Annotated in this window: 19 protein-coding genes; 9 read left to right on the top strand and 10 right to left on the bottom strand. The window is 68.8% G+C overall.

Annotated features, from left to right (window positions below):
- Nucleotide 1: 1 nt before the first annotated feature.
- The 3 genes from ACMYLB_RS17670 to ACMYLB_RS17660 all read right to left on the bottom strand — a co-directional run bounded on the left by ACMYLB_RS17670 (nt 2) and on the right by ACMYLB_RS17660 (nt 2,538).
- Nucleotides 2–535, bottom strand: a complete 534-nt coding sequence (locus ACMYLB_RS17670; protein ID WP_415908267.1) for a hypothetical protein — start codon at nt 533–535, stop codon at nt 2–4.
- A complete protein-coding gene (gene mreC, locus ACMYLB_RS17665; RefSeq protein WP_415908266.1) occupies nt 532–1,368 on the bottom strand; it encodes a rod shape-determining protein MreC in 837 nt (278 codons plus the stop codon). The genes ACMYLB_RS17670 and mreC overlap by 4 nt, the downstream gene beginning before the upstream one ends.
- A gap of 144 nt (nt 1,369–1,512) precedes the next feature.
- Nucleotides 1,513–2,538: a rod shape-determining protein gene (locus ACMYLB_RS17660; protein ID WP_415911109.1), complete on the bottom strand. Its 1,026-nt coding sequence runs from the start codon at nt 2,536–2,538 to the stop codon at nt 1,513–1,515.
- Between the two features lie 171 nt (nt 2,539–2,709).
- On the opposite strand from ACMYLB_RS17660, the gene ACMYLB_RS17655 reads away from it, so the two are divergent.
- On the top strand, nt 2,710–4,995 hold the full coding sequence (locus ACMYLB_RS17655; RefSeq protein WP_415908265.1) for a cation:proton antiporter: 2,286 nt from the start codon (nt 2,710–2,712) through the stop codon (nt 4,993–4,995).
- Between the two features lie 119 nt (nt 4,996–5,114).
- On the opposite strand, the gene tatA is transcribed toward ACMYLB_RS17655, so the two are convergent.
- From tatA to dnaG, 3 genes are all read right to left on the bottom strand, one after another.
- Nucleotides 5,115–5,339 (bottom strand): twin-arginine translocase TatA/TatE family subunit, encoded by a 225-nt coding sequence (gene tatA, locus ACMYLB_RS17650; RefSeq protein WP_415908264.1) that lies wholly within the window; start codon nt 5,337–5,339, stop codon nt 5,115–5,117.
- A gap of 54 nt (nt 5,340–5,393) precedes the next feature.
- Nucleotides 5,394–7,430 (bottom strand): RNA polymerase sigma factor RpoD, encoded by a 2,037-nt coding sequence (gene rpoD / locus ACMYLB_RS17645; RefSeq protein WP_415908263.1) that lies wholly within the window; start codon nt 7,428–7,430, stop codon nt 5,394–5,396.
- A 66-nt stretch (nt 7,431–7,496) separates the two neighbouring features.
- Nucleotides 7,497–9,383 carry a DNA primase gene (gene dnaG, locus ACMYLB_RS17640; RefSeq protein WP_415908262.1) on the bottom strand — a complete coding sequence of 629 codons (1,887 nt, stop codon included), beginning with the start codon at nt 9,381–9,383 and terminating at the stop codon, nt 7,497–7,499.
- A 203-nt stretch (nt 9,384–9,586) separates the two neighbouring features.
- Between dnaG and ACMYLB_RS17635 the strand changes: the two genes are divergently transcribed.
- The gene (locus ACMYLB_RS17635) at nt 9,587–10,678 is read left to right on the top strand and encodes a DUF362 domain-containing protein (RefSeq protein ID WP_415908261.1); all 1,092 of its coding nucleotides are present in this window, start codon (nt 9,587–9,589) and stop codon (nt 10,676–10,678) included.
- Between the two features lie 24 nt (nt 10,679–10,702).
- Here the strand turns inward: ACMYLB_RS17635 and ACMYLB_RS17630 are convergent, their stop codons facing one another.
- Nucleotides 10,703–11,095 carry a hypothetical protein gene (locus tag ACMYLB_RS17630; RefSeq protein ID WP_415908260.1) on the bottom strand — a complete coding sequence of 131 codons (393 nt, stop codon included), beginning with the start codon at nt 11,093–11,095 and terminating at the stop codon, nt 10,703–10,705.
- A gap of 163 nt (nt 11,096–11,258) precedes the next feature.
- Here ACMYLB_RS17630 and ACMYLB_RS17625 point away from each other — a divergent pair, with 163 nt between their 5' ends.
- From ACMYLB_RS17625 to rpmG, 3 genes are all read left to right on the top strand, one after another.
- A complete protein-coding gene (locus ACMYLB_RS17625; protein ID WP_415908259.1) occupies nt 11,259–11,633 on the top strand; it encodes an NADH-quinone oxidoreductase subunit A in 375 nt (124 codons plus the stop codon).
- Nucleotides 11,634–11,750: 117 nt separating this feature from the next.
- Nucleotides 11,751–13,103, top strand: a complete 1,353-nt coding sequence (locus ACMYLB_RS17620; protein WP_415908258.1) for a PTS sugar transporter subunit IIA — start codon at nt 11,751–11,753, stop codon at nt 13,101–13,103.
- A gap of 166 nt (nt 13,104–13,269) precedes the next feature.
- Entirely contained in the window at nt 13,270–13,434 is a 165-nt protein-coding gene (gene rpmG, locus ACMYLB_RS17615; RefSeq protein ID WP_415908257.1) for a 50S ribosomal protein L33, read from the top strand.
- Between the two features lie 87 nt (nt 13,435–13,521).
- On the opposite strand, the gene ACMYLB_RS17610 is transcribed toward rpmG, so the two are convergent.
- Both ACMYLB_RS17610 and ACMYLB_RS17605 read right to left on the bottom strand, forming a co-directional pair.
- On the bottom strand, nt 13,522–13,833 hold the full coding sequence (locus ACMYLB_RS17610; protein ID WP_415908256.1) for a hypothetical protein: 312 nt from the start codon (nt 13,831–13,833) through the stop codon (nt 13,522–13,524).
- Between the two features lie 88 nt (nt 13,834–13,921).
- Nucleotides 13,922–14,983 carry a P-loop NTPase gene (locus tag ACMYLB_RS17605; protein WP_415908255.1) on the bottom strand — a complete coding sequence of 354 codons (1,062 nt, stop codon included), beginning with the start codon at nt 14,981–14,983 and terminating at the stop codon, nt 13,922–13,924.
- A 118-nt stretch (nt 14,984–15,101) separates the two neighbouring features.
- Here ACMYLB_RS17605 and ACMYLB_RS17600 point away from each other — a divergent pair, with 118 nt between their 5' ends.
- The 4 genes from ACMYLB_RS17600 to ACMYLB_RS17585 all read left to right on the top strand — a co-directional run bounded on the left by ACMYLB_RS17600 (nt 15,102) and on the right by ACMYLB_RS17585 (nt 18,355).
- A complete protein-coding gene (locus tag ACMYLB_RS17600; protein ID WP_415908254.1) occupies nt 15,102–16,280 on the top strand; it encodes a biopolymer transporter Tol in 1,179 nt (392 codons plus the stop codon).
- Between the two features lie 21 nt (nt 16,281–16,301).
- Nucleotides 16,302–17,078, top strand: coding sequence for a TIGR00282 family metallophosphoesterase (locus ACMYLB_RS17595; protein ID WP_415908253.1), 777 nt, complete (start codon nt 16,302–16,304; stop codon nt 17,076–17,078).
- Nucleotides 17,079–17,427: 349 nt separating this feature from the next.
- Nucleotides 17,428–17,922 (top strand): PIG-L deacetylase family protein, encoded by a 495-nt coding sequence (locus tag ACMYLB_RS17590; protein WP_415908252.1) that lies wholly within the window; start codon nt 17,428–17,430, stop codon nt 17,920–17,922.
- A gap of 19 nt (nt 17,923–17,941) precedes the next feature.
- Nucleotides 17,942–18,355, top strand: coding sequence for an OsmC family protein (locus ACMYLB_RS17585; protein WP_415908251.1), 414 nt, complete (start codon nt 17,942–17,944; stop codon nt 18,353–18,355).
- 23 nt (nt 18,356–18,378) lie between these two features.
- Here the strand turns inward: ACMYLB_RS17585 and ACMYLB_RS17580 are convergent, their stop codons facing one another.
- Nucleotides 18,379–18,813 carry a hypothetical protein gene (locus tag ACMYLB_RS17580; RefSeq protein ID WP_415908250.1) on the bottom strand — a complete coding sequence of 145 codons (435 nt, stop codon included), beginning with the start codon at nt 18,811–18,813 and terminating at the stop codon, nt 18,379–18,381.
- Between the last annotated feature and the right edge of the window lie 122 nt (nt 18,814–18,935).

Raw genomic sequence — 18,935 nt, 5'->3', positions numbered from 1 at the left:
ATCAAAGCTCCACCCGCCGGCCCGACTCGGGGTCGAGGCGTGCGCAGGCGAGGAGCTGGGCGTTCAGGGCCATGAACCACGGCGTGACCAGGCCGATGACGAGCTGGGAGGCGATCAGGTCGGCGAAGACGCGGAGCCAGGCGTTGGCGGGGTGGGGATTCTCGCCGATCAGGAGCGTGGTGAGCGCGAGGACGAGGAAGAGGTTGGCGAGCAGCGCGACGACGGTGGCGAAGATCGGCTCCTCGCGCGGGAAGCGGCGCCGGCCGTAGAGCAGCACGGCGTGGACGAGGCCGAGCAGCACGAGGTGCGTGCCGAACGGCGCGGGCGTGAGCGCGTCGTAGGCCAGGCCGGTCAGGGCGGTGGCGGTGAAGCCGTGGCGGTAGTCGAGGCGCAGGGCGGAGTAGGGCACGAACAGGCCGGCGAGGTAGAGCGAGATCGCGAAGGGCGCGAGGTAATGGTTGGCGAGCCCCGCCAGCCAGATCAGCAGGAGGTTCGCGAGCAGCACCAGCAGCCAGCGGATGTCGCGGGACCTCACGGCGCCTCCTGCGAGATCGGAATGAGCACGGTGACCTCGCTCAGGGCGCCCAGGCGGTTGTCGAGCAGGACCTCGCCGGTGGAGAACAGCCCGTCGGTCGACGGCTCGAGGCGCGTGATGTCGCCGATGGTGAGGCCGGCGGGGAAGACGCCGCCGAGTCCGGAGGTGACGAGGCGGCGCGGCTGGTTGGACGAGGCGGAGATGTCGGTCGGGACGAACTCGACCGTGCCGCGCGGGGTCTTGAAGGCGTCGTTGATGCCGCCCTGGTAGGAGATCGGGCGGTTGTCGCCCTCGGCGCTGGCGGCGATGCGGAAGGTCGGGCTGGAGACGAGGTCGACCACGGCGGTGTAGGCGTGGACCTCGACGACGCGGCCGACGACGCCGCCGACGAAGACGACCGGGGCGCCGACGGGGATGCCGTAGTTGCGGCCCTTGCGGATGACGAGGCGCTGCCACCAGGCGGTGAAGTCGCGCTTGGCCACGCGCGCGGGCTCGAGGCGGTGGGCGGGCAGCGGCGGGAGCTTGAGGAGGTTCTCGAGGCGGAGGATCTCGGCGTGGAGCTGCTCGTTCTCCTGGAGGCGCAGCTCGTAGGCGGCGTTGAGGCGGGCGAGGTCGCGCCCGGCCTCGATGATCTCGTTCTTCGGGCGCGCGCGCAGCGCCCAGAACTCCTGCAGGTCGGTCACGTAGGACTGCGCGGCGGTGAACGGGGCCTGCAGCTCGAAAAAGGTGACGCGGGTGAACGACTTCACCGCGAGCGGGAGCAGCACCCACGCGAGCAGGACGACGCCGAGCGTGGCGAAGGGGCGGGCCTGATCGAAGCGGTGGTGTTGCACGGCGGAAGATTTCTCGGTGGAGGCGGGGCCATCAGCCCCGCGAGAAGCGAGCAGCGAACCTGATAACCCGCGGGGCTGATGGCCCCGCCTCCAGAAAATCGCACGGGCTCAGGGGAACGTCCATGGCGGTGACGTTCCGGTGGATCAGAAGTCCGCCGCGATGCGGTAGAGCTCGTCGATGTTGTTCAGGAAGACGCCGGTGCCGTTGGCGACGGCGGAGAGCGGGTCGTCCGAGACGGTGACGGGCAGGCCGGTTTTTTCGGAAAGGAGCTTGTCGATGCCGCGGATGAGCGAGCCGCCGCCGGCCATGACGAAGCCGCGGTCGACGAGGTCGGCGGAGAGTTCCGGCGGGCAGCGCTCGAGGGCGGCGCGCACGGCCTCGACGATGGCGGCGATGGTGTCGGCGAGGGCCTCGCGGATTTCCTGGGAGGTGATGTGGATCGTCTTCGGCAGGCCGGCGACGGAGTCGCGGCCCTTGACCTCCATCGAGAGCTCCTGGTCGAGCGGGTAGGCGGAGCCGATGGTCATCTTGATCTCTTCCGCCGTGCGCTCGCCGATGAGGAGGTTGTAGGCCCGCTTCATGTAATTGATGATGGCGAGGTCGAGCTCGTCGCCGGCGACGCGGATGGATTTCGAAAAGACGATGCCGGAGAGCGAAATGATCGCGATCTCCGTGGTGCCGCCGCCGATGTCGACGATCATGTTCGCGGCCGGTTCGTCGACCGGCAGGCCGACGCCGAGCGCGGCGGCCATGGGCTCGAGGATGGTGATGACCTCGCGGGCGCCGGCGTGCGTGGCGGACTCCTTCACGGCGCGCTTCTCGACCTCGGTGATGCCGGAGGGGATGGCGACGACGACGCGCGGCGAGACGACCTTGGAGTTGTTGTGCACCTTCTTGATGAAGTAGCGCAGCATCGCCTCGGTGATGTCGAAGTCGGCGATGACGCCGTCCTTCATCGGGCGGATGGCGGTGATGTTACCCGGCGTGCGGCCGAGCATCTTCTTCGCCTCGTCGCCGACGGCGAGGACCTTGCGGCTGCCGGTGTGGACCGCGACGACGGACGGCTCACGCAGGACGATGCCCTTGTCCTTCACGTAGACGAGGGTGTTCGCGGTGCCTAGGTCGATGCCGATGTCGTTGGAAAAAAGTCCCAGCAGTTGGTTGAACATGTCGCGGTAGCAGGGTTTCCGAATCAAAGCCGCGTGCGAGCGAAATTGTCAAAACCAAAGCCGTTGAGCGGCGGAGGTTTGGGCGGGGTCGGAAGCGCGCTCGGGACATGGCGGAAGCTTGACGCGGGGTGGATTTGGCCGCGTGTTGGCCATGCCCCGCGCGGGCGCTGCATGCACGGCACGGAATTCGTCCAGGACCTCGCCATCGTGATGCTCATCGCCGGCCTCGTCGGCTGGCTGTGCCATCGCGTGGGCTTGTCGGTGGTGGTGGGTTACCTGGCGGCGGGCATGGTGATCGGTCCCTACACGCCGCCGTTCTCGCTCGTGTCGAATGCCGGGCGGATCGAGACGCTGGCCCAGGTGGGGCTGGTGTTCCTGATGTTCTCGATCGGCATGAAGCTCAGCCTGCGCAAGCTGCGGCGGCTCGGGCTGTCGCTGGTGGTGGCGACGTTCGTGGGCGCCTTTCTGATGTATTCGATCGCGCGGGCGGTGGGGGCCGGGCTCGGCTGGCCGCCGGTGCAGACGGTGTTCCTCGCGGCGATGCTGATGGTGTCGTCCTCGGCGATCATCAGCAAGGTGCTGCAGGACCTCGGCGCGACGCACGAGAAGGCCGGTCAGCTCGCGATGGGCGTGTCGGTGCTCGAGGACATCGTGGCGGTGGTGATGCTGGCCATCCTCAACTCGCTCATCTCCGCCAGCGGGGCGCCGGAGGCGATGGGCGAGACGGTCGGGCTGCTCGGCGGCTTCATCGTGCTGGCGAGCGTCGGCGGGCTGCTGCTGGTGCCGTGGGTGCTGAAAAAGCTCACCCTGACGGCGGACGCCGAGCTGATGACGATCATGACGGCCGGCCTGCTGTTCATGCTCGCGATCCTGGCGCAGCGGGCGGGCTTCTCGCTCGCGCTCGGGGCGTTCCTGCTCGGGGCGATCGTGGCGGAGACGCCACACCGCACGCAGGTCGATCGCGCCTTCGAGGGCATGCGCGACGTGTTCAGCGCGGTGTTCTTCGTGGCGATCGGCATGATGATCAATTTGAAGGCCGCGGCGCACCTCTGGTGGCTGGTGCTGCTGCTCGCGGTCGTGGCGCTGCTCGGGCGCACGCTGGCGGTGTCGGTCGGCCTGATGGTGACCGGCGCGGCGACGCGCGACGCGGTCCGGGTGGGCGTCTCGGCGACGGCGCTGGGCGAGTTCTCCTTCATCATCGCGCAGCTCGGCATCGCGGCCGGGGTGATGGTGCCGGAGTTCCAGGCGGTGGCGGTGGGGGTCTCGCTGCTGACGACCCTGGCGGCGCCGGTGCTGATGCGGCGCGCGCCGCGCCTCGGCGAGTGGATCGAGGGCCGGCAGCCGAAATGGCTCGAGGACTGGCTGGGCTACTACCGGCAGTGGCTCGAGCGCCTGATGGCGCGGCAGAAGAAGAACCTGCTCTGGCAGCTCAGCCGTAGGCGCCTGATCCAGATCTTCGTCGAGATGCTGCTCGTCACCGGGCTGCTGTCGTTCGCCGAGAGCCTGCTCGACGCGGCGCTGCCGTGGATCCCGGGGGAGAAGCTTTTCCCGAGCGCGCCGCGCGTGATCTTCTGGAGCGGCCTGGCGGTCGTCGTGCTCGCGCCGCTGATCGCGATCTGGCGCAACGTCTCGGCGCTCGCGCTGCTCTACTCGGAGGTGACGACGGCGGGCCAGGCGAACGTGGCCAAGCTCCGGCCCATGGTGGAGACGGGCCTCAAGGTCGTGGCGGGCATCGTGCTCTTCGTCTGGCTGAGCGCGGTGATGCCGATCGGCGTGATGGGCCGCTGGGTGCCGGTGGTGGCGGTGCTGCTCGCGGCGGCAGTGGTCGTCTTCGCGCGGCAGAAACTGGTTTACTGGCACAGCGTGGTCGAGACGGAGCTGCAGGACCGCATCGTGCAGAACGACGAGAAGTTCACCGGCACGGCGGCGCCGTGGCTGGCCCAGCACAGCGAGTGGCACCTCGGGCTGACCGAGTGCGTGCTGCCCGACCAGGCGGACGTGCGCGGGCGCACGCTCGGCGAGCTGGCGCTGCGGGCGCGGTTCGGCGTGGTCGTGGCCGGGATCGAGCGGCAGGGCGTGATGGTGGGCAACCCGTCGCCCGACACCGCGCTGTATCCGCGCGACAAGATCCTGCTGCTCGGCGATCCGAAGCAGACCGCGGCGGGCAAGGCGTTCCTGCTCGGGGTGGCGGGCGAGCAGGCGTTCTCGCATTTCGACGAGGTGCGCATGGAGACGTGCGAGCTGCCCCTCGACAGCAAGCTGGCCGGCCGGACGCTGGCCGAGCTGGCGCCGACTCGGCATTGCGGCGTGCAGGTGGCGGGCATCCACCGCGGCGGCCTGCGCATCCTGAACCCGGGGGGCGACGAAAAGCTGCTGCCGCGCGACGACGTGCTCGTGCTCGGCAGCCCGGACCAGATCGCGGCCTTCAAGGCCTGGGCCCGCGAGGGGACGGCGTAGGCGGACGGAGCGACATGCCGCCGGTGCGGACGGTTTCGGCCCGAAGGCGCGAGCGCGGAGTGGGGAAATAAAAAGCGCGCCGGAGGGCGCGCTGGAAAGGGGCGGCGAGGAAGGCTCGCTCAGTTGTTGCCCGGCTTGGTCTCGGACTTCGCGGCGGGCTTCTTGTCCTCCTCCTCGTCCTCCTTGGAGGCCTTCTTGAACTCCTTCACGGACTGGCCGAGGCCCTTGGCGAGTTGCGGGAGCTTGGAGCCGCCGAAGAGCAGCAGCAGGATCACGAGGATGAGGATCAGCTCGGGACCGCCGAGACCGAAGAGCCCGGCGAGAGGGAGAGTGACGTGGGACATGGTGAGCGGAGGCTACTTTGCGGGAAGGGTGAGTAAAGGCGCAAACCTGCGCGTTTAGTGCGAAGGAGGCGGCGGGAAACCGCCGAGGAACGGCGGGAGGCCGCCGAGCGGGTTGCCGGGGCGGCCATAGCCGCCCGGGGCGCCGCCGGGGCCGCCCTGCTTGATGAACTGTGGCGGGATTTGCGGCGGCTTCTTGAGCAGGTTCTGCGGGTTGTCGATCTGCTCGGCGTCGAAGAAGCCGTGGAGCTGGCGGATGCGCGTCGGGTGGCGCATCTTGCGGAGCGCCTTGGCCTCGATCTGGCGGATGCGCTCGCGGGTGACCTTGAACTGCTTGCCGACTTCCTCGAGCGTGCGGCTGTAGCCGTCGACGAGGCCGAAGCGCAGCGTGAGCACGCGGCGCTCGCGCTCGGTGAGGGAGTCGAGGACGTCCATGATCTTCTCACGCAGGAGCGAGAAGGCGGTCATGTCGTAGGGATTCTCCGCGGACTTGTCCTCGATGAAGTCGCCGAAGCTGGTGTCGTCGCCGTCGCCGACGGGCGACTGGAGCGAGATGGGCTGCTGCGCCATCTTCATGATCTGCTGCACGCGCTCCACGGGGAGGTTCATCTCCTCGGCGACTTCCTCGGGCGTGGGCTCGTGGCCGAATTCCTGGAGGAGCTGCTTCTGGACCTGCATCACCTTGTTCAGCGTCTCGATCATGTGGACCGGGATGCGGATGGTGCGGGCCTGGTCGGCGATGGAGCGGGTGATGGCCTGGCGGATCCACCAGGTGGCGTAGGTGGAGAACTTGTAGCCGCGGCGGTATTCGAATTTCTCGACCGCCTTCATCAGGCCCATGTTGCCCTCCTGGATCAGGTCGAGGAAGGAGAGGCCGCGGTTGGTGTATTTCTTCGCGATGGAGATGACGAGGCGGAGATTGGCCTCCACCATCTCGGTCTTCGCCTGGTGGGCCTCGCGGATGTGTTTCCGGCCGGTCTTGAGGGTTTCCATCAGGTCGGCCGGCGTGATGCGCAGCTCGGCCTCGAGCTCGCGGAGGCGGGCGTTGACGGCCTTGACGTCGATCGAGGCGTCCTTCTTCGACTTCGGGTGCTTGGCGCGCGCGAGGTCGCTGTGGCACTTCTCGATCTCCTCGATCTTGGGGGCGAACTCGATGAGGAAGTCCTCGAAGACCTTCAGCTTGAAGTAGAATTTGACGTAGTTCTGCTTGAGCACGTTGTCGCGCTTCTTGAAGCGGATCATCGCGTTCTTGCGGGACTTCTCGTCGCGCGCCTTTTGCGCGTCGATCCACGCCTCGGAGGCGGCGGCGTCGTTCTCGCGCGTGCTCTGCACGAGCTTCTCGAGGTTCTTGAAGTAGGCTTCGCGGCTCTCGATCTTCTTGTCGATGACGAGGCGGTCGAAGCGCTCGGCGCGCTGGAGGAGTTTCTCGCCGAGGTCGGCGAGGTATTTGCCGACGGGGCCGATGGCGAAGAGCGCGGCCTGCGCGTTCATCTCGGCGGTCTCGATGCGCTTGGAAATCTCGACTTCCTGTTCGCGCGTCAGCAGCGGGACCTGGCCCATCTGCTTGAGATACATGCGCACCGGATCGTCGAGGATGTCGTTGTTCGACGTGCGGGACTCTTCTTCTTCGGCTTCTTCCTGGCGCGCCTTGTAGCCTTCGACTTCCTGCGGATCGAGGATGTCGATCTCGAGGTTCTGGAGGACGGAGATGACGTTCTCGATGTCCTCGGGATTGTCGACGGACTCGGGCAGCGCCTCGTTGATGTCCGCGTAAGTCAGGTAGCCCTGCTCCTTGGAGAGGCGGATGAGGTAGCGGATCTTGTCGTTGAGGTCGCCGGAGAGATTCTCGAGCGCCTTCTCCTTGAATTCCTTCGCGGCGTCAGCGACCTCGGCGAGCTGCGCGGCGGCCGGCTTCGCGGGCTCGGCGGCGTGCTTCTCGGCGTGTTTTTCCGCGTGCTTTTCGGCGGGGTGCTTGTCGGCCGGCTTCGCGGGCGCGTGCTTCGGCTCGTGGCCGTGAGCGGTCGGCTTGGCGTTAGCTTCTTTGGCTTTGGCGGAAGACTTGGCGGCGGGTTCGTGCTTGGATTGGCGCGACATGGGCGAAAATGAGTGCGGTCTCGAAACGAGGTGGCGGCGAGGCAGTTGGGGCGCGGGGGACAGCGTTCAGGAAGCGAGGATGAGCTTCGGCGAATTTTGGAGCTGTCGGATGATTTCGGCGCGCTGCTTCAAGAGTGAAAATAAGTGCGCGTCACCATTTGTGCCCTGAGAGGCTATTTCAAGTTCTATTTGCCTCAGCTGCGGCTCGAGAAAGCGCCGTTGGAGGGCGCGCAGGCCCTCGTTGGCGAACTTCACCAGATCCTCGTCGCCCGGCCCCTCGAAGAGCAGGTTGGCCGCCAATGCCTTTTCCTCCTCTGTCTCAAGGAGTTGATCCAGGGCCTCGCGGCCTGGCCAGCCGTTGTGCTGCGCCTCGGCGAGCACGCGGTCCAGGAGCCGGCCGGCGGTGGTTTCCGTGTCGATCCAGTCGTGCGGGAGCTGTTGCGACAAGCCGAGCAGGAGCGGTTCGTGGTGCAGGCAAAGATAGAGCAGGTGCTCCTCGGTGGGCTTGGTTTGGGCGTCGGCGGCGGGCTTCGGTGCGGCGCCTGCGCCACCGTTCGCCGTGCCGCCGGCGGGCGCGGCGTAGCGTGCCTGGCCGGCCTGGCGGGCAACGAAGGCCCGCAGGTCGCGCTCGAGCGCGGCCGTGGGCAGGCGGAGCAGCTGCGCGACCTCGGCGACGAAGCCCGCGCGCGCGACTTCGCTCTCGGCCTGGGCGATGATCGCGAACAGTTCCTGCGCGACGCGCGCCTTCTGCTCGGCGCCGGCGGCGCCGACGTTCGGGAGCAGCGAGCGCACCGCGAATTCCATCGCGCCGAGCGACTGCTTGCGCACCTCGTCGTAGGCGGCGAGCCCGCGCTCGAGGAAGAGCAGGTCGGGGTCGAGCTTCGAGGCGCCGGCGAGCATGAGGAAGCGAGCCTCCAGCCCGGCCTTCAGCGCCAGCGGCAGGAAGCGCAGCGCGGCCTTCTGGCCCGCGGCGTCGCTGTCGAAGAAGCACTCCACCTGCGAGTGGTAGCGGCGCAGCAGCAGCAGCTGGCCGTCGGTGATCGACGTGCCCTGCGGCGCGACGGCGGTCTTGAGGCCGACGCTCCAGCAGCGCATCGCATCGAGCTGGCCCTCGACCATCACGAACGGATGACCGTCGCCCGCCGCGGTGCGGGCGCGGTCGAGGTTGAAGAGCAGGTTGCTCTTCGTGAAAATCGGCGTCTCGGGCGAGTTGACGTATTTCGCCTCGTGCGACGGGTCGTCCTGCGGCGTGAGCTCGAGCTGGCGGGCCGTGAACGCGACGACGCGGCCCTGGTGGTCGCGGATCGGGATCATCAGCCGGCCGCGGAAGCGCGGGCGCATGGTCGCGGACGTGACCGGCACGCCGTCGCGCACGAAGAACAGGCCGCACTGGCGCAGCGCCTCGTCGGAGAAGCGGCGCTTGATCAGCGCCTCGGCGAGCGCGCGGTCCTCGACGGGGGCGAAGCCGATCTTGAACTCGTCGGCGAGCTCGGGCGTGAACTTGCGGTTCTTCGTCCAGTAGTCGCGGATCCACGCGCCGTGCGCGTTGGGCGCGAGGAAGGCCTGCCGGTAGAAATCCGCGGCGACGTCGTGGAGGTCGAAGATCTCCTGCCGCAGCGAGCGCTCCTCGCGCGTCGGGCCGCCGGAGCCGGCCTCGTATTCCAGCTCGATGCCGAAGCGTTTCGCCAGCGTCTCGGCCGCCTCGGTGAACTGCAGGCCCTCGGTCTCCATCACGAACGAGAGGATGTCGCCCGCCTTGCCGCAGCCGAAGCACTTGTAGAAGCCCTTGTCGGTCGTGACGTGAAACGACGGCGTCTTCTCCGCATGAAACGGGCAGAGGCCCTTGAAGCGGTTGCCGCCGGCCTTCCGCAGGGCCACCGTGCGCGCCACGACGTCGTGGATGTTCACGCGGAGCTTCAGGTCGCGCAGGCTGCTGGCTTTGATGACGGGCACGTCGAGAGCAGTAGAGCCGTGCGGCGACGCGCGCCGAGAAAAATCGGCGGCGGGTCGTCCCCGGCCGGCGCGGGCTGGTCCCGCGGCCGCCGGGCGGCGCCGGACGAATTGCGACAGAGATTAAACTTTTCCGCGCCGGAGTGGTCTGTCAACGTGCGCCGCTCGTGCAACGGGCCGGTGCGCCCCACCGTCAACACACTGCCATGATCCTTTCCTCCGCTCGCGGCCTCCGGCTGCTCTCGCTCTCCCTCGCCCTCGCCGGCCTCGTCGCCGCGCGCGCGCAGCAGCCCGCCGAGGCCCCCGCGCCGGCCGCGACCAAGCCCGTCGCCGCGCCGCAGGTGCCCGTGTGGGAGGCCAAGCTGCCGGACTTCAGCGACGCCGCCTACCGCTACGCCGTCGAGCAGGTGTTCCAGCAGCTGGAGCGGACCAACGGCCATCCCATCCGCCCGGGCAAGAAGAAGAAGGTCGGCCTGAAGATCTACGCCGACTCCGGCCCGGGCCTGGCGACGCCGTTCCCGCTCGTGCGCGCCGTGATCGAGTCGCTCGAGAAGCGCGGCTACCAGCGCGAGAACATCTTCCTCGTCGGCCTCAATCCCCTGCGCCTGCGCCTCACCGGCTTCCTGCCGTCGTTCGCGACCGGCATCTCGCCGTTCCCCGGCCACCAGGTCTACGTGCTCGAGTCGGGCAAGTTCTACGATCCGGCCTGGTTCTACGACAGCCCACTGCCCGCGCGCTTCGACCCGGTGACGAACGAGCGGGCCGTCGAGGCCGCGGCCTCCGGCAAGAACTCCTCCACGCTCGAGGAGGACCGCAAGAGCTTCCTCGCCACGCCGCTCTTCATCGACGCGGACTTTTGGATCAACCTGCCCGTCTACACCGACCATCCCGTGCTGGGCGTGAACGGCGCCCTCGTGAACGCCACGCTCTGGAACGCTTCGAACACCTTTCGTTTCTTCAAGAGCCCCGCCACCGCGCCCGCCGCCGTGGCCGAGATGGCCGCCATCCCTGAGCTGCGCGAGGGCTGGGCGCTCACGCTCGTCAGCCTGCAGCTCTACCAGTTCATCGGCGGTCCGTATTTCAACTCGCTCTACACCCTGTCCGAGCCGCGCCTCTGGGCCAGCGCCGACCCGGTGCTCCTCGACTCGCTCATGCTCGAGCGCATGAACGCGGCACGCAAGCGCACCGGCTTCCCGCCGATCGACGACGAGGAGACGCGCATGCTCGACTTCGCCGCCCAGCTCGGCGTCGGCAACCGCAAGATCGACGGCGATCCGGTGCGGCCGATCACGCCCTGACGTCCGGGCGCGGTCGCCGCGCGGTCACTTCGCCGGTTCGCCGGCGGGCGGCGCGAGCAGGCGCAGCTTGTAGTCGACCGCCGGGTCCGGGAACTTCATCGGCATCCGCGGATCGGTGGACTGCCCGTTGGTGACCGGCATCGGGGCGAGGCGCCGGATCGCCGGGTCGACGGGGACATGAACGGTGACAATCTCGCCGTCGCCCGGCGGCGTGATCGGCTTGAGGAACGGCCGCGGTTCCGGCGGCGCGAGCAGGTCGGAGCGGACGTTGCCGCGGGCGTCGCGCAGCCGGAGGTCGAGCGCGAAGGCCGGCTCGGGCGGCGGGACGTCGCGAACCGACTGGGCCGCGGACGGGAGGAAGCCGGCGACCGCGGGCACGCTGGCCGCGAGCGCGGTGGCGAACAGGGCGATTTTCATGGGGAGTGGGGAAGGGCGGCCCGTGCCGTCAATGACACGCGCGGGCCGCGCCGGTTCAAAACAATTAATGGCCGCCCGCAGCGCCGCTACGGGTGCGCGCGCCGTGCGTCCTGACGGGAGTTTCCCCTTGAACCCGGCGCGCTCTCCGCAACGCTAGCGCCCGATGTCTTCCGCCGCCTACCTGCCGATCCTCGTCCAAGTGACGCTCGCCGCCGTCATCACCGGCGGCGTGATCGCCGCCAGCCACCTCTTCGGCCAGCGGTTCAAGAAGAACGCGATCAAGGACTCGGCCTACGAGTGCGGCATCCGCTCCGACGGCAGCACGCACACGCGCTTCTCGGTGAAATTCTACGTCACCGCGATGCTCTTCATCCTCTTCGACATCGAGGTGGTGTTCCTGATCCCGTGGTCGTTCGTCTACCGCGACTTCCTGGCCAACCACATCGCGATCCTGGCGCCGATGCTGTTCTTCCTCGGCGTGCTCGTCCTCGGTCTCTTCTATGAGGTGCGCAAGGGCGCGCTCGAGTGGGAAAAGTGACGTCCGGCGCCGCCGCGATTTTCTGAATCGGGAACTCGGAAAGCTGCGCCCTGTCCGCCCGTCCGCCTCGCCCCCGTTTCCGCCGACCTAAGTCCCGCCTCCCCCGCCACCGCACGCATGCGGCTAGACAAATACATCACCCGCAGTCGCGTCGTCGACCTCGCCAGCGCCGACATGGAGGGCGCGCTGGAGGAGTTGCTCAACCTCACCGTCGACCGCTTCCCCGACCTCGACAAGGGCGCGCTGCTGAAGGGGCTCCTGCGTCGCGAGAACACGATGACGACCTACCTCGGTCTCGGCGTCGCGCTCCCGCACGTCCGCGCCCGGATGGGCCGCCGCTACGTCATCGCGATCGGCCGCAGCCATTACGGCATCCGCTACGACGGCGCGATCGAGAGCGAGCCGGTGCGGCTCGTGATCATGCTCATCGCCGACGAGCGCGCGCGCGATTACCTGCAGGTGCTCGCCTCTCTCGCCCGCCTGCTCAAGGAGCAGGATTTCGTCGACAGCCTCGTCCAGGCGCCCGACCTCGACACCGTCTACGAGCGCCTCTTCGCCGGTTTCGGCGGCATCGCGCCCAAGCCGGTGCCGACGTCCGCCAACCGCGTCAGCCACATCGTGCTGAAGGAGGCGGAGAAGATCGCGCGCAGCACCGGCTGCAAGGCGCTGATGGTTTTCGGCGACACGTTCACCGGCGGCTTCGAGACCCCGAAGTGGGGCGGGGCGCTCAAGACCTTCCTCGTCACGCGCAACCTCGCCGACGGCGAGGACCACCCCGCGCGCTACAGCGACACGATCCAGGTGCGGTCCTTCTCCAGCCAGCGGCTCGCCCAGCTGCGCAGCGCTGTGCTCGTCGGCCTCACCCGCGGCACGATCACGTTCAGCGACCGCCTGTGCTGCGTCGGCGGCATGGCGGGCTCGAACCAGTTCGACACCGTTGTCGTCGTCGACGTCGAGAAGGAGTTCCAGACCCTGCTCTCCGGCCATGCCGACCTCCTGCCCGAGGACGTGAAACCCGAGGTGCTCGAGCGTGTGATCGGCGTCGCCACCGAGCTCGCGGTCGAGGGCCGCGAGGGCCGGCCGGTCGGCTGCCTGTTCGTCGTCGGCGACAGCGGCAAGGTCGAGAAAGCCTCGAAGCCGCTCGTGCTGAATCCTTTCTACGGCTACAAGGAGGAGGATCGCAACATCCTCAACCCCTTCATGGACGAGACGATCAAGGAGTTCTCGTCGGTCGACGGCGCGTTCATCATCCGCGGCGACGGCGTGGTCGAGACCGCGGGCTCGCTGCTCCAGGCCGCCGACTTCAACCACTCGCTGCCCAGCGGGCTCGGTTCGCGCCATGCCGCCGCGGCGGCGATTTCGGTGGCGGCGGACTGCATCGCGATCGCCGTGTCGTCGAGCACGGGCCAGGTGACGCTCTTCCGGCGCGGCGTGATGATGCCGTTGACGGAGAAGAAGGTAACAGCCTGAGCGGCCGGCGTTTGTCGCCGGAGCGGGGCGCTGCCGCTCCTCGCGCCACGTCGGTCTCCACCCGGAAGGCAGGCGGCGCGGCGCCCGCGTTGCCGCCGCGAGAAGTTTTCTATTGCACGCCGCCGGAGCGGGGCTTTGCTCTCGTCCCTTCCAACCCATTTAAGTCATGCAAGAAACCGTCATCCTGGAGTGCACTGAGGCCCGCAAAGAGGGCAAACCCGTCTCGCGCTACCTCACCAAGCGCAACAAGAAGACCGTGACCGAGCGCATCGAGAAGAAGAAGTATAACCCGCACCTGAAGCGCCACACGCTCCACAAGGAGATCAAGTAAGTCGGGCGGATCGCGCGGGCTTCGTTCCCGACGCCAGCTCCGAAAACCATTCCGGCCGGTCTTGCGACCGGCCTTTTGCTTTTCCGCCTACTTCTTCGCCGCCGGCTGGGCGGGGGGCGTGAAGGTCGCCACGGGCGCGCCGCCCTGAGCGGCGAGCTGGGCGCGGCGGTTGGCCCGCCAGGCGTCGCGGTGCTTGCGGATCCAGTCGAGCAGCGCGCGCTCGAAGCCGATGTCGTAGCCGAGGCGCTCCGACTCGAGCCACTTGTGCTTCAGGATCTCTTCGCGCTCGGCGAGGAATTCCTGGTAGAGGCTCGACTGCTTGACGAACTCCTTGCTGCCTTTGATCTCGCTGGTTTGCGGGGAAGTCATGGCGAGGGCGGGCATGATCAGGCGCGGCATGTCGACTGCGGGCGGCAGCGGACCGGTTGCGGCAAGGTGACCTTCATTGGCCGTAACGTAGATTTCGCCCTCGGCGCGTGTCAACCGGCTAGACCTTCAATTTCGCGAGCATCGTTTCCGCGATGGCGCGGAAGACGCGGGCCGGTTTGCTGTCCGGCTGGTTCACCACCACGGGCAGACCGCAGTCGCCGCCGGCGCGGATCTCGGGGTAGAGGGGCACCTGCCCGAGCAGCGCCGTGCCGAGCGACTCGGCCGTGGCGGCGCCGCCGCCCTCGCCGAAGAGCGCCTGGCGGTGGCCCGCGGCGTCCTCGAACCAGCTCATGTTCTCGGCCACGCCGAGCAGCGGCACGTTCACCTTTTGGAACATCAGGCCGCCCTTGCGCGCGACGTTCGTGGCCGCGGTCTGGGGCGTGGTGACGAGCACCGCGCCGTCGAGCGGCAGCGTCTGCACGAGCGAGAGCTGGGCGTCGCCGGTGCCGGGCGGCAGGTCGACGAGCAGCACGTCGATCTCGCCCCACTTCACGTTCTGCACGAATTGCTGGATGGTCTTCATCACCATCGGGCCGCGCCAGACGACCGGCGTGTTGTCGTCCACGAGGAAGCCCATCGACATCACCTTCACGCCGTGGCGCTCGAGCGGCACGAGCGACTCGCCGTCGATCTCCGGCCGGCCCTCGATGCCCATCATCAGCGGCACGCTCGGGCCGTAGATGTCGCAATCCATCAGGCCCACGCGGCCCTCGCGGCCGCGCTCCGCCAGCACCTGCGCGAGCGCGCAGGCGAGGTTCACCGCGAAGGTCGACTTGCCCACGCCGCCCTTGCCCGAGGCGATGGCGACGGAGTGCTTGATGCCGGTCGGCGCGGTGCCGCCGCCGAGATTGGCCTGGCCGGGCTTGGGCGGGGCCTTGGCGGCGGAGACGGCCAGCTCGACGATCACGTCGGTCACGCCCGGCTGCGCCTTCAGGCACTTTTCGATCTCCTGCTTCAGCATCGTCGGGACCTTCGGATCCGACGTCGTGATCGCCACGGAAACCTTGGCCGTGCCGGCGTCGAAGGCCGCGCCGCGCACCAGCCCGAACGACACGATGTCGCGGCTGAAGCCGGGATACTTCACTTGTTTGAGGGCTTCCTTGATCGAGTCGGAGTTCACGGCAGGGAGTGGCGATGAAATGGCTTGGAAAACGGAGGGAGTTGAAGTTGTTCCTAAAGGGTCGGGAGTAAAATCAAAACCCGCCCGGGTGCTCACCATTAACGTCAGACTCTTTCCCATGCAGAAAACTTTCGCCCTCCTCGTCGGCCTCGCGCTCGCGGCGCCGGTCTTCGCCCAGCCGATCAACATCGGTGAAATCAGTGTCGCCGCCGACACCACCGCGTTCGCCGTGTCGGTCAGCGCCGGCTCGGCCGAGCTGCAGAGCCTCGCCCTGCAGGCCTTCAACGCCCACGGCAAGTTCCGCCTCGTGCAGAGCGGCGGCGCGTTCGCGATCCGCTTCGACAGCGCCGGCGCCAACCAGGTCACCGTCACCGTCTCGCAGCGCGGCAGCGCGATCTTCACCCAGACCGTCGCCGGCACCAGCACGCGCAACGCCTTGCTCAAGGCCGCCGACGCCGCCGTCACCAAGACCACCGGACTCCCCGGCATCTTCGCCGGCAAGCTGGCCTTTGTCACCGACCGCGGCGGGCAGCAGACGATCATGACGAGTGACCTGTTCTTCGGCGAGGTCCTCAGCCACCCGGTGCAGGGCAAGAACATCATCGGCCCGCGCTGGTCGCCCGACGGCAGCCGCATCATCTTCACCAGCTACCGCACCGGCTTCCCCGACATCTACCTGCTCAACCTCCGCACGCGCTCGCTCGACACGCTCGTCAGCTTCAAGGGCACCAACAGCGGCGGCCGCTTCTCGCCCGACGGCTCGCGCCTCGCCATGGTGCTCTCCGGCGAGGGCAATCCCGAGATCTACGTCGGCAACGCGCAGGGCCGCCAGATCAAGCGCCTGACCAACAACCAGTCGGTCGAGGCCTCCCCCGCGTGGTCGCCCGACGGCTCGCGCCTCGTCTTCACCTCCGACGCCGCGGGCGGTCCGCAGCTTTATGTCATGCCGGCCGGCGGCGGCCAGATGTCGCGCCTCACGACGAACCTCTCGCGCTACTGCGCCGAGCCCGACTGGAGCCGCGCCGACCCGAACAAGGTCGTCTTCACCGCCGGCATCGGTCGCGGCTACCAGATCGGCGTCTACGATTTCTCCGCCCGCACCGCCAAGCAGGTGTCCAAGGCGCCCTACGACGCCGTCGAGCCGGTCTGGTGCGCCGACGGCCGCCACGTCGTCTGCACCTTCCGCACCGCGACCAACCGCGCGCTCTTCCTCCTCGACACCGAGACCGGCAAGGCCACGCGCCTCAGCCCGAACGCGGCCGGCAACGCCTGGAACGCCGCCTACCTCGCGCCGTAACCGCCGCCGGCCCGCGCGTCCATGAAGCTGCTGTTCATCGGTGACATCGTGGGCCGGCCCGGCCGCGATGCCGTCGCCGCGCTGGTGCCGAAGCTGCGCGCCGAGCGCGGGCTCGATTTCGTCATCGCCAACGCCGAGAACTGCGCCGCCGGCGCCGGCATCAACGGCCCGCTGGCGAAGGGCCTCCTCGAGGCCGGCTGCGACGCGCTCACCCTCGGCGACCACGTCTGGGACCAGAAGGGCTGGGAGCACGAGATCGCGCAGTTCGAGCGCGTCTGCCGCCCGGCCAACCTCCCCGCCGCCTGCCCGGGCCGTCCGCACCTCGTGCTCGAGAAAAACGGCTTCCGCCTCCTCGTGTTCACCGTCCTCGGCCGCAACTTCATGGGCCCGAAGGTCGACTGCCCCTTCGACACCGCCGAGAAACTGCTCGCGGAAAACACGGGCCGGTTCGACGGCGCGCTGGTCGAGATCCACGCCGAGGCCACCTCCGAGAAGCAGGCGATGGGCTGGTTCCTCGACGGCCGCGCCACCGCCGTCCTCGGCACGCACACCCACGTCGCCACCGCCGACTGCTCGCTCCTGCACCGGCAGACCGCCTTCCAGTGCGACGTCGGCATGACCGGCCCGCACGACTCCGTGCTCGGCCGCGACACCGCCGCCGTCATCGCGCGCTTCCGCGACGGCATGCCGCGGCGCTTCGAGGTCGCGGCCGGCGACGTGCGCCTCTCGGGCACGATCGTGGAGTTCGACGCGGCCGGTCGCGCGAGCCGGATCGAGTGGCTCAGCCTTTCCGCATGAAGTTCCATCAACCCGCCGCGGACGTCTACATCCCCGATGGCGCGCCGGTCGCCGCCGCGCTCGCGCGCACGACGCACCTCTGCCTCGCCGCGCACCAGGACGACATCGAGATCATGGCCCACAGCGCCATCGCCGCGTGCTACGGCCGCGCCGACGCGGGCTTCACCGGCGTCGTCGTGACCGACGGCGGCGGCAGCCCGCGCGCGGGCCGCTTCGCGACCATGACCGACGAGGAGATGAAGCGCGTGCGCCGCGACGAGCAGCGCCGCGCCGCCGACCTCGGCCGCTACGCCGCGCAGATCCAGCTCGCGCACCCGAGCAGCGTGGTGAAGGACGCGAAGACCCCGTCGTGGTGGACGATCTCGCCGCGCTCCTCGCCGCCATGTCCCCGCGCGTCGTCTACCTGCACAATCCGGCCGACAAGCACGACACGCACATCGCCGTCTTCCTGCGCTGCCTCGCCGCGCTGCGCGCGCTGCCGGCGGACCGGCGCCCGGCGCAGGTCCTCGGCTGCGAGGTCTGGCGCAACCTCGACTGGCTGCTCGACGCCGACAAGACCGTGCTCGACGACTCCGCCCGGCCCGACCTCGCCGCGCAGCTCATCGGCGCCTTCGAGTCGCAGGTCGCCGGCGGCAAGCGCTACGACCTCGCCATCGCCGGCCGCCGCCTCGCCAACGCGACCTTCTTCACCTCGCACGCGACCGACCAGGCCAGCGCGCTCACCTGGGCCATGGACCTCACGCCGCTCGTGCGTGACCCGTCGCTCGACGTCGAGGCGTTCACGCTCGGCTACCTCGACCGCCTCCGCGCCGACGTCGCGGCGCGCCTGAGGAAATTTTCCTGAACCTCGCGCCTCTCCTCCCATGGTCAAAAGCACCGGCACCTACCTCGGCGGGCTGAATTGCCAGCTCACCCACGGCCCCTCCGGCCAGACGATCGACACCGACGCCCCGAAGGACAACCACGGTCGCGGCGCCGCGTTTTCCCCGACGGACCTGTTCTGCGCCGCCCTCGGCTCGTGCATGGTCACGACGATGGCCATCGCGGCGAAGAACCGCCTCGGCCGCGACATCCCCGGCGTGAAGTGGGAGGTGACGAAGGAGATGTCGACCGACGCCCCGCGCCGCATCGTGCGCATCGCCTGCCAGGTCTGGATGCCGTTCCCGAAGGCGCAGGACCCCGAGGGCATCCTCGAGCGCGCCGCGCTCGCCTGTCCGGTGAAGAAGAGCCTCGCCCCCGAGGTCGAGACGCCCGTCGTCTTCCACTGGCCGGAGTGAGGCCGGCGGCGAAACGCCGTCGCTCAGCGCCCGAGCTCGTAGGTCCCGTTGAAGATCAGCTCCACGTCGTCGACGTGGATGCGGACCTTGATCTTGCCGGCGTGATCGTTGGCCGGCTGCGCCCGGCCCGTGACCCGGCGCGGCTTGCCCTTGTGGTTCTTCGCGTCGCCAGTGAACTCCACCGTCTCGCCCTTCGCCAGGCGGGCGAGGTCGGCGTCGGTCACGGTGATCGTGATGTCGCCGTGCTCGCTCCAGGGGAACCACGGGAAGACCTTCGCGGCGTAGGTCGTGCTCCACTGGTCGCCGCGGCGCTCGAACGCGCCCGGGGTTAGCGTCACGCTGCCGATGTAGATCGAGGTCTTCATCGCCGGCACGGTCACGCGCGTCCATGCCGCCTCGGCCGCACGGACGGGCAGGGGGACAAGGAGGGCGAAGGCGAGCAGCGCGGCTAGACGCATCCCCGCACGATGCGGCGCCGCCGCGCCGCCGCAAACCGGAACTCGCCGCGCTCCGCCCGCGCGCCGGCGCGCCCCGGCCCCAAAATCTCGTTGCCTCCCCGGCGGCGGGACGTTGCTTCGCT

The organism is Oleiharenicola sp. Vm1 (assembly GCF_047777955.1).
In the GTDB taxonomy this organism is placed as follows: domain Bacteria; phylum Verrucomicrobiota; class Verrucomicrobiia; order Opitutales; family Opitutaceae; genus Didemnitutus.
This window is presented reverse-complemented; position numbering and strand designations above follow the sequence as displayed.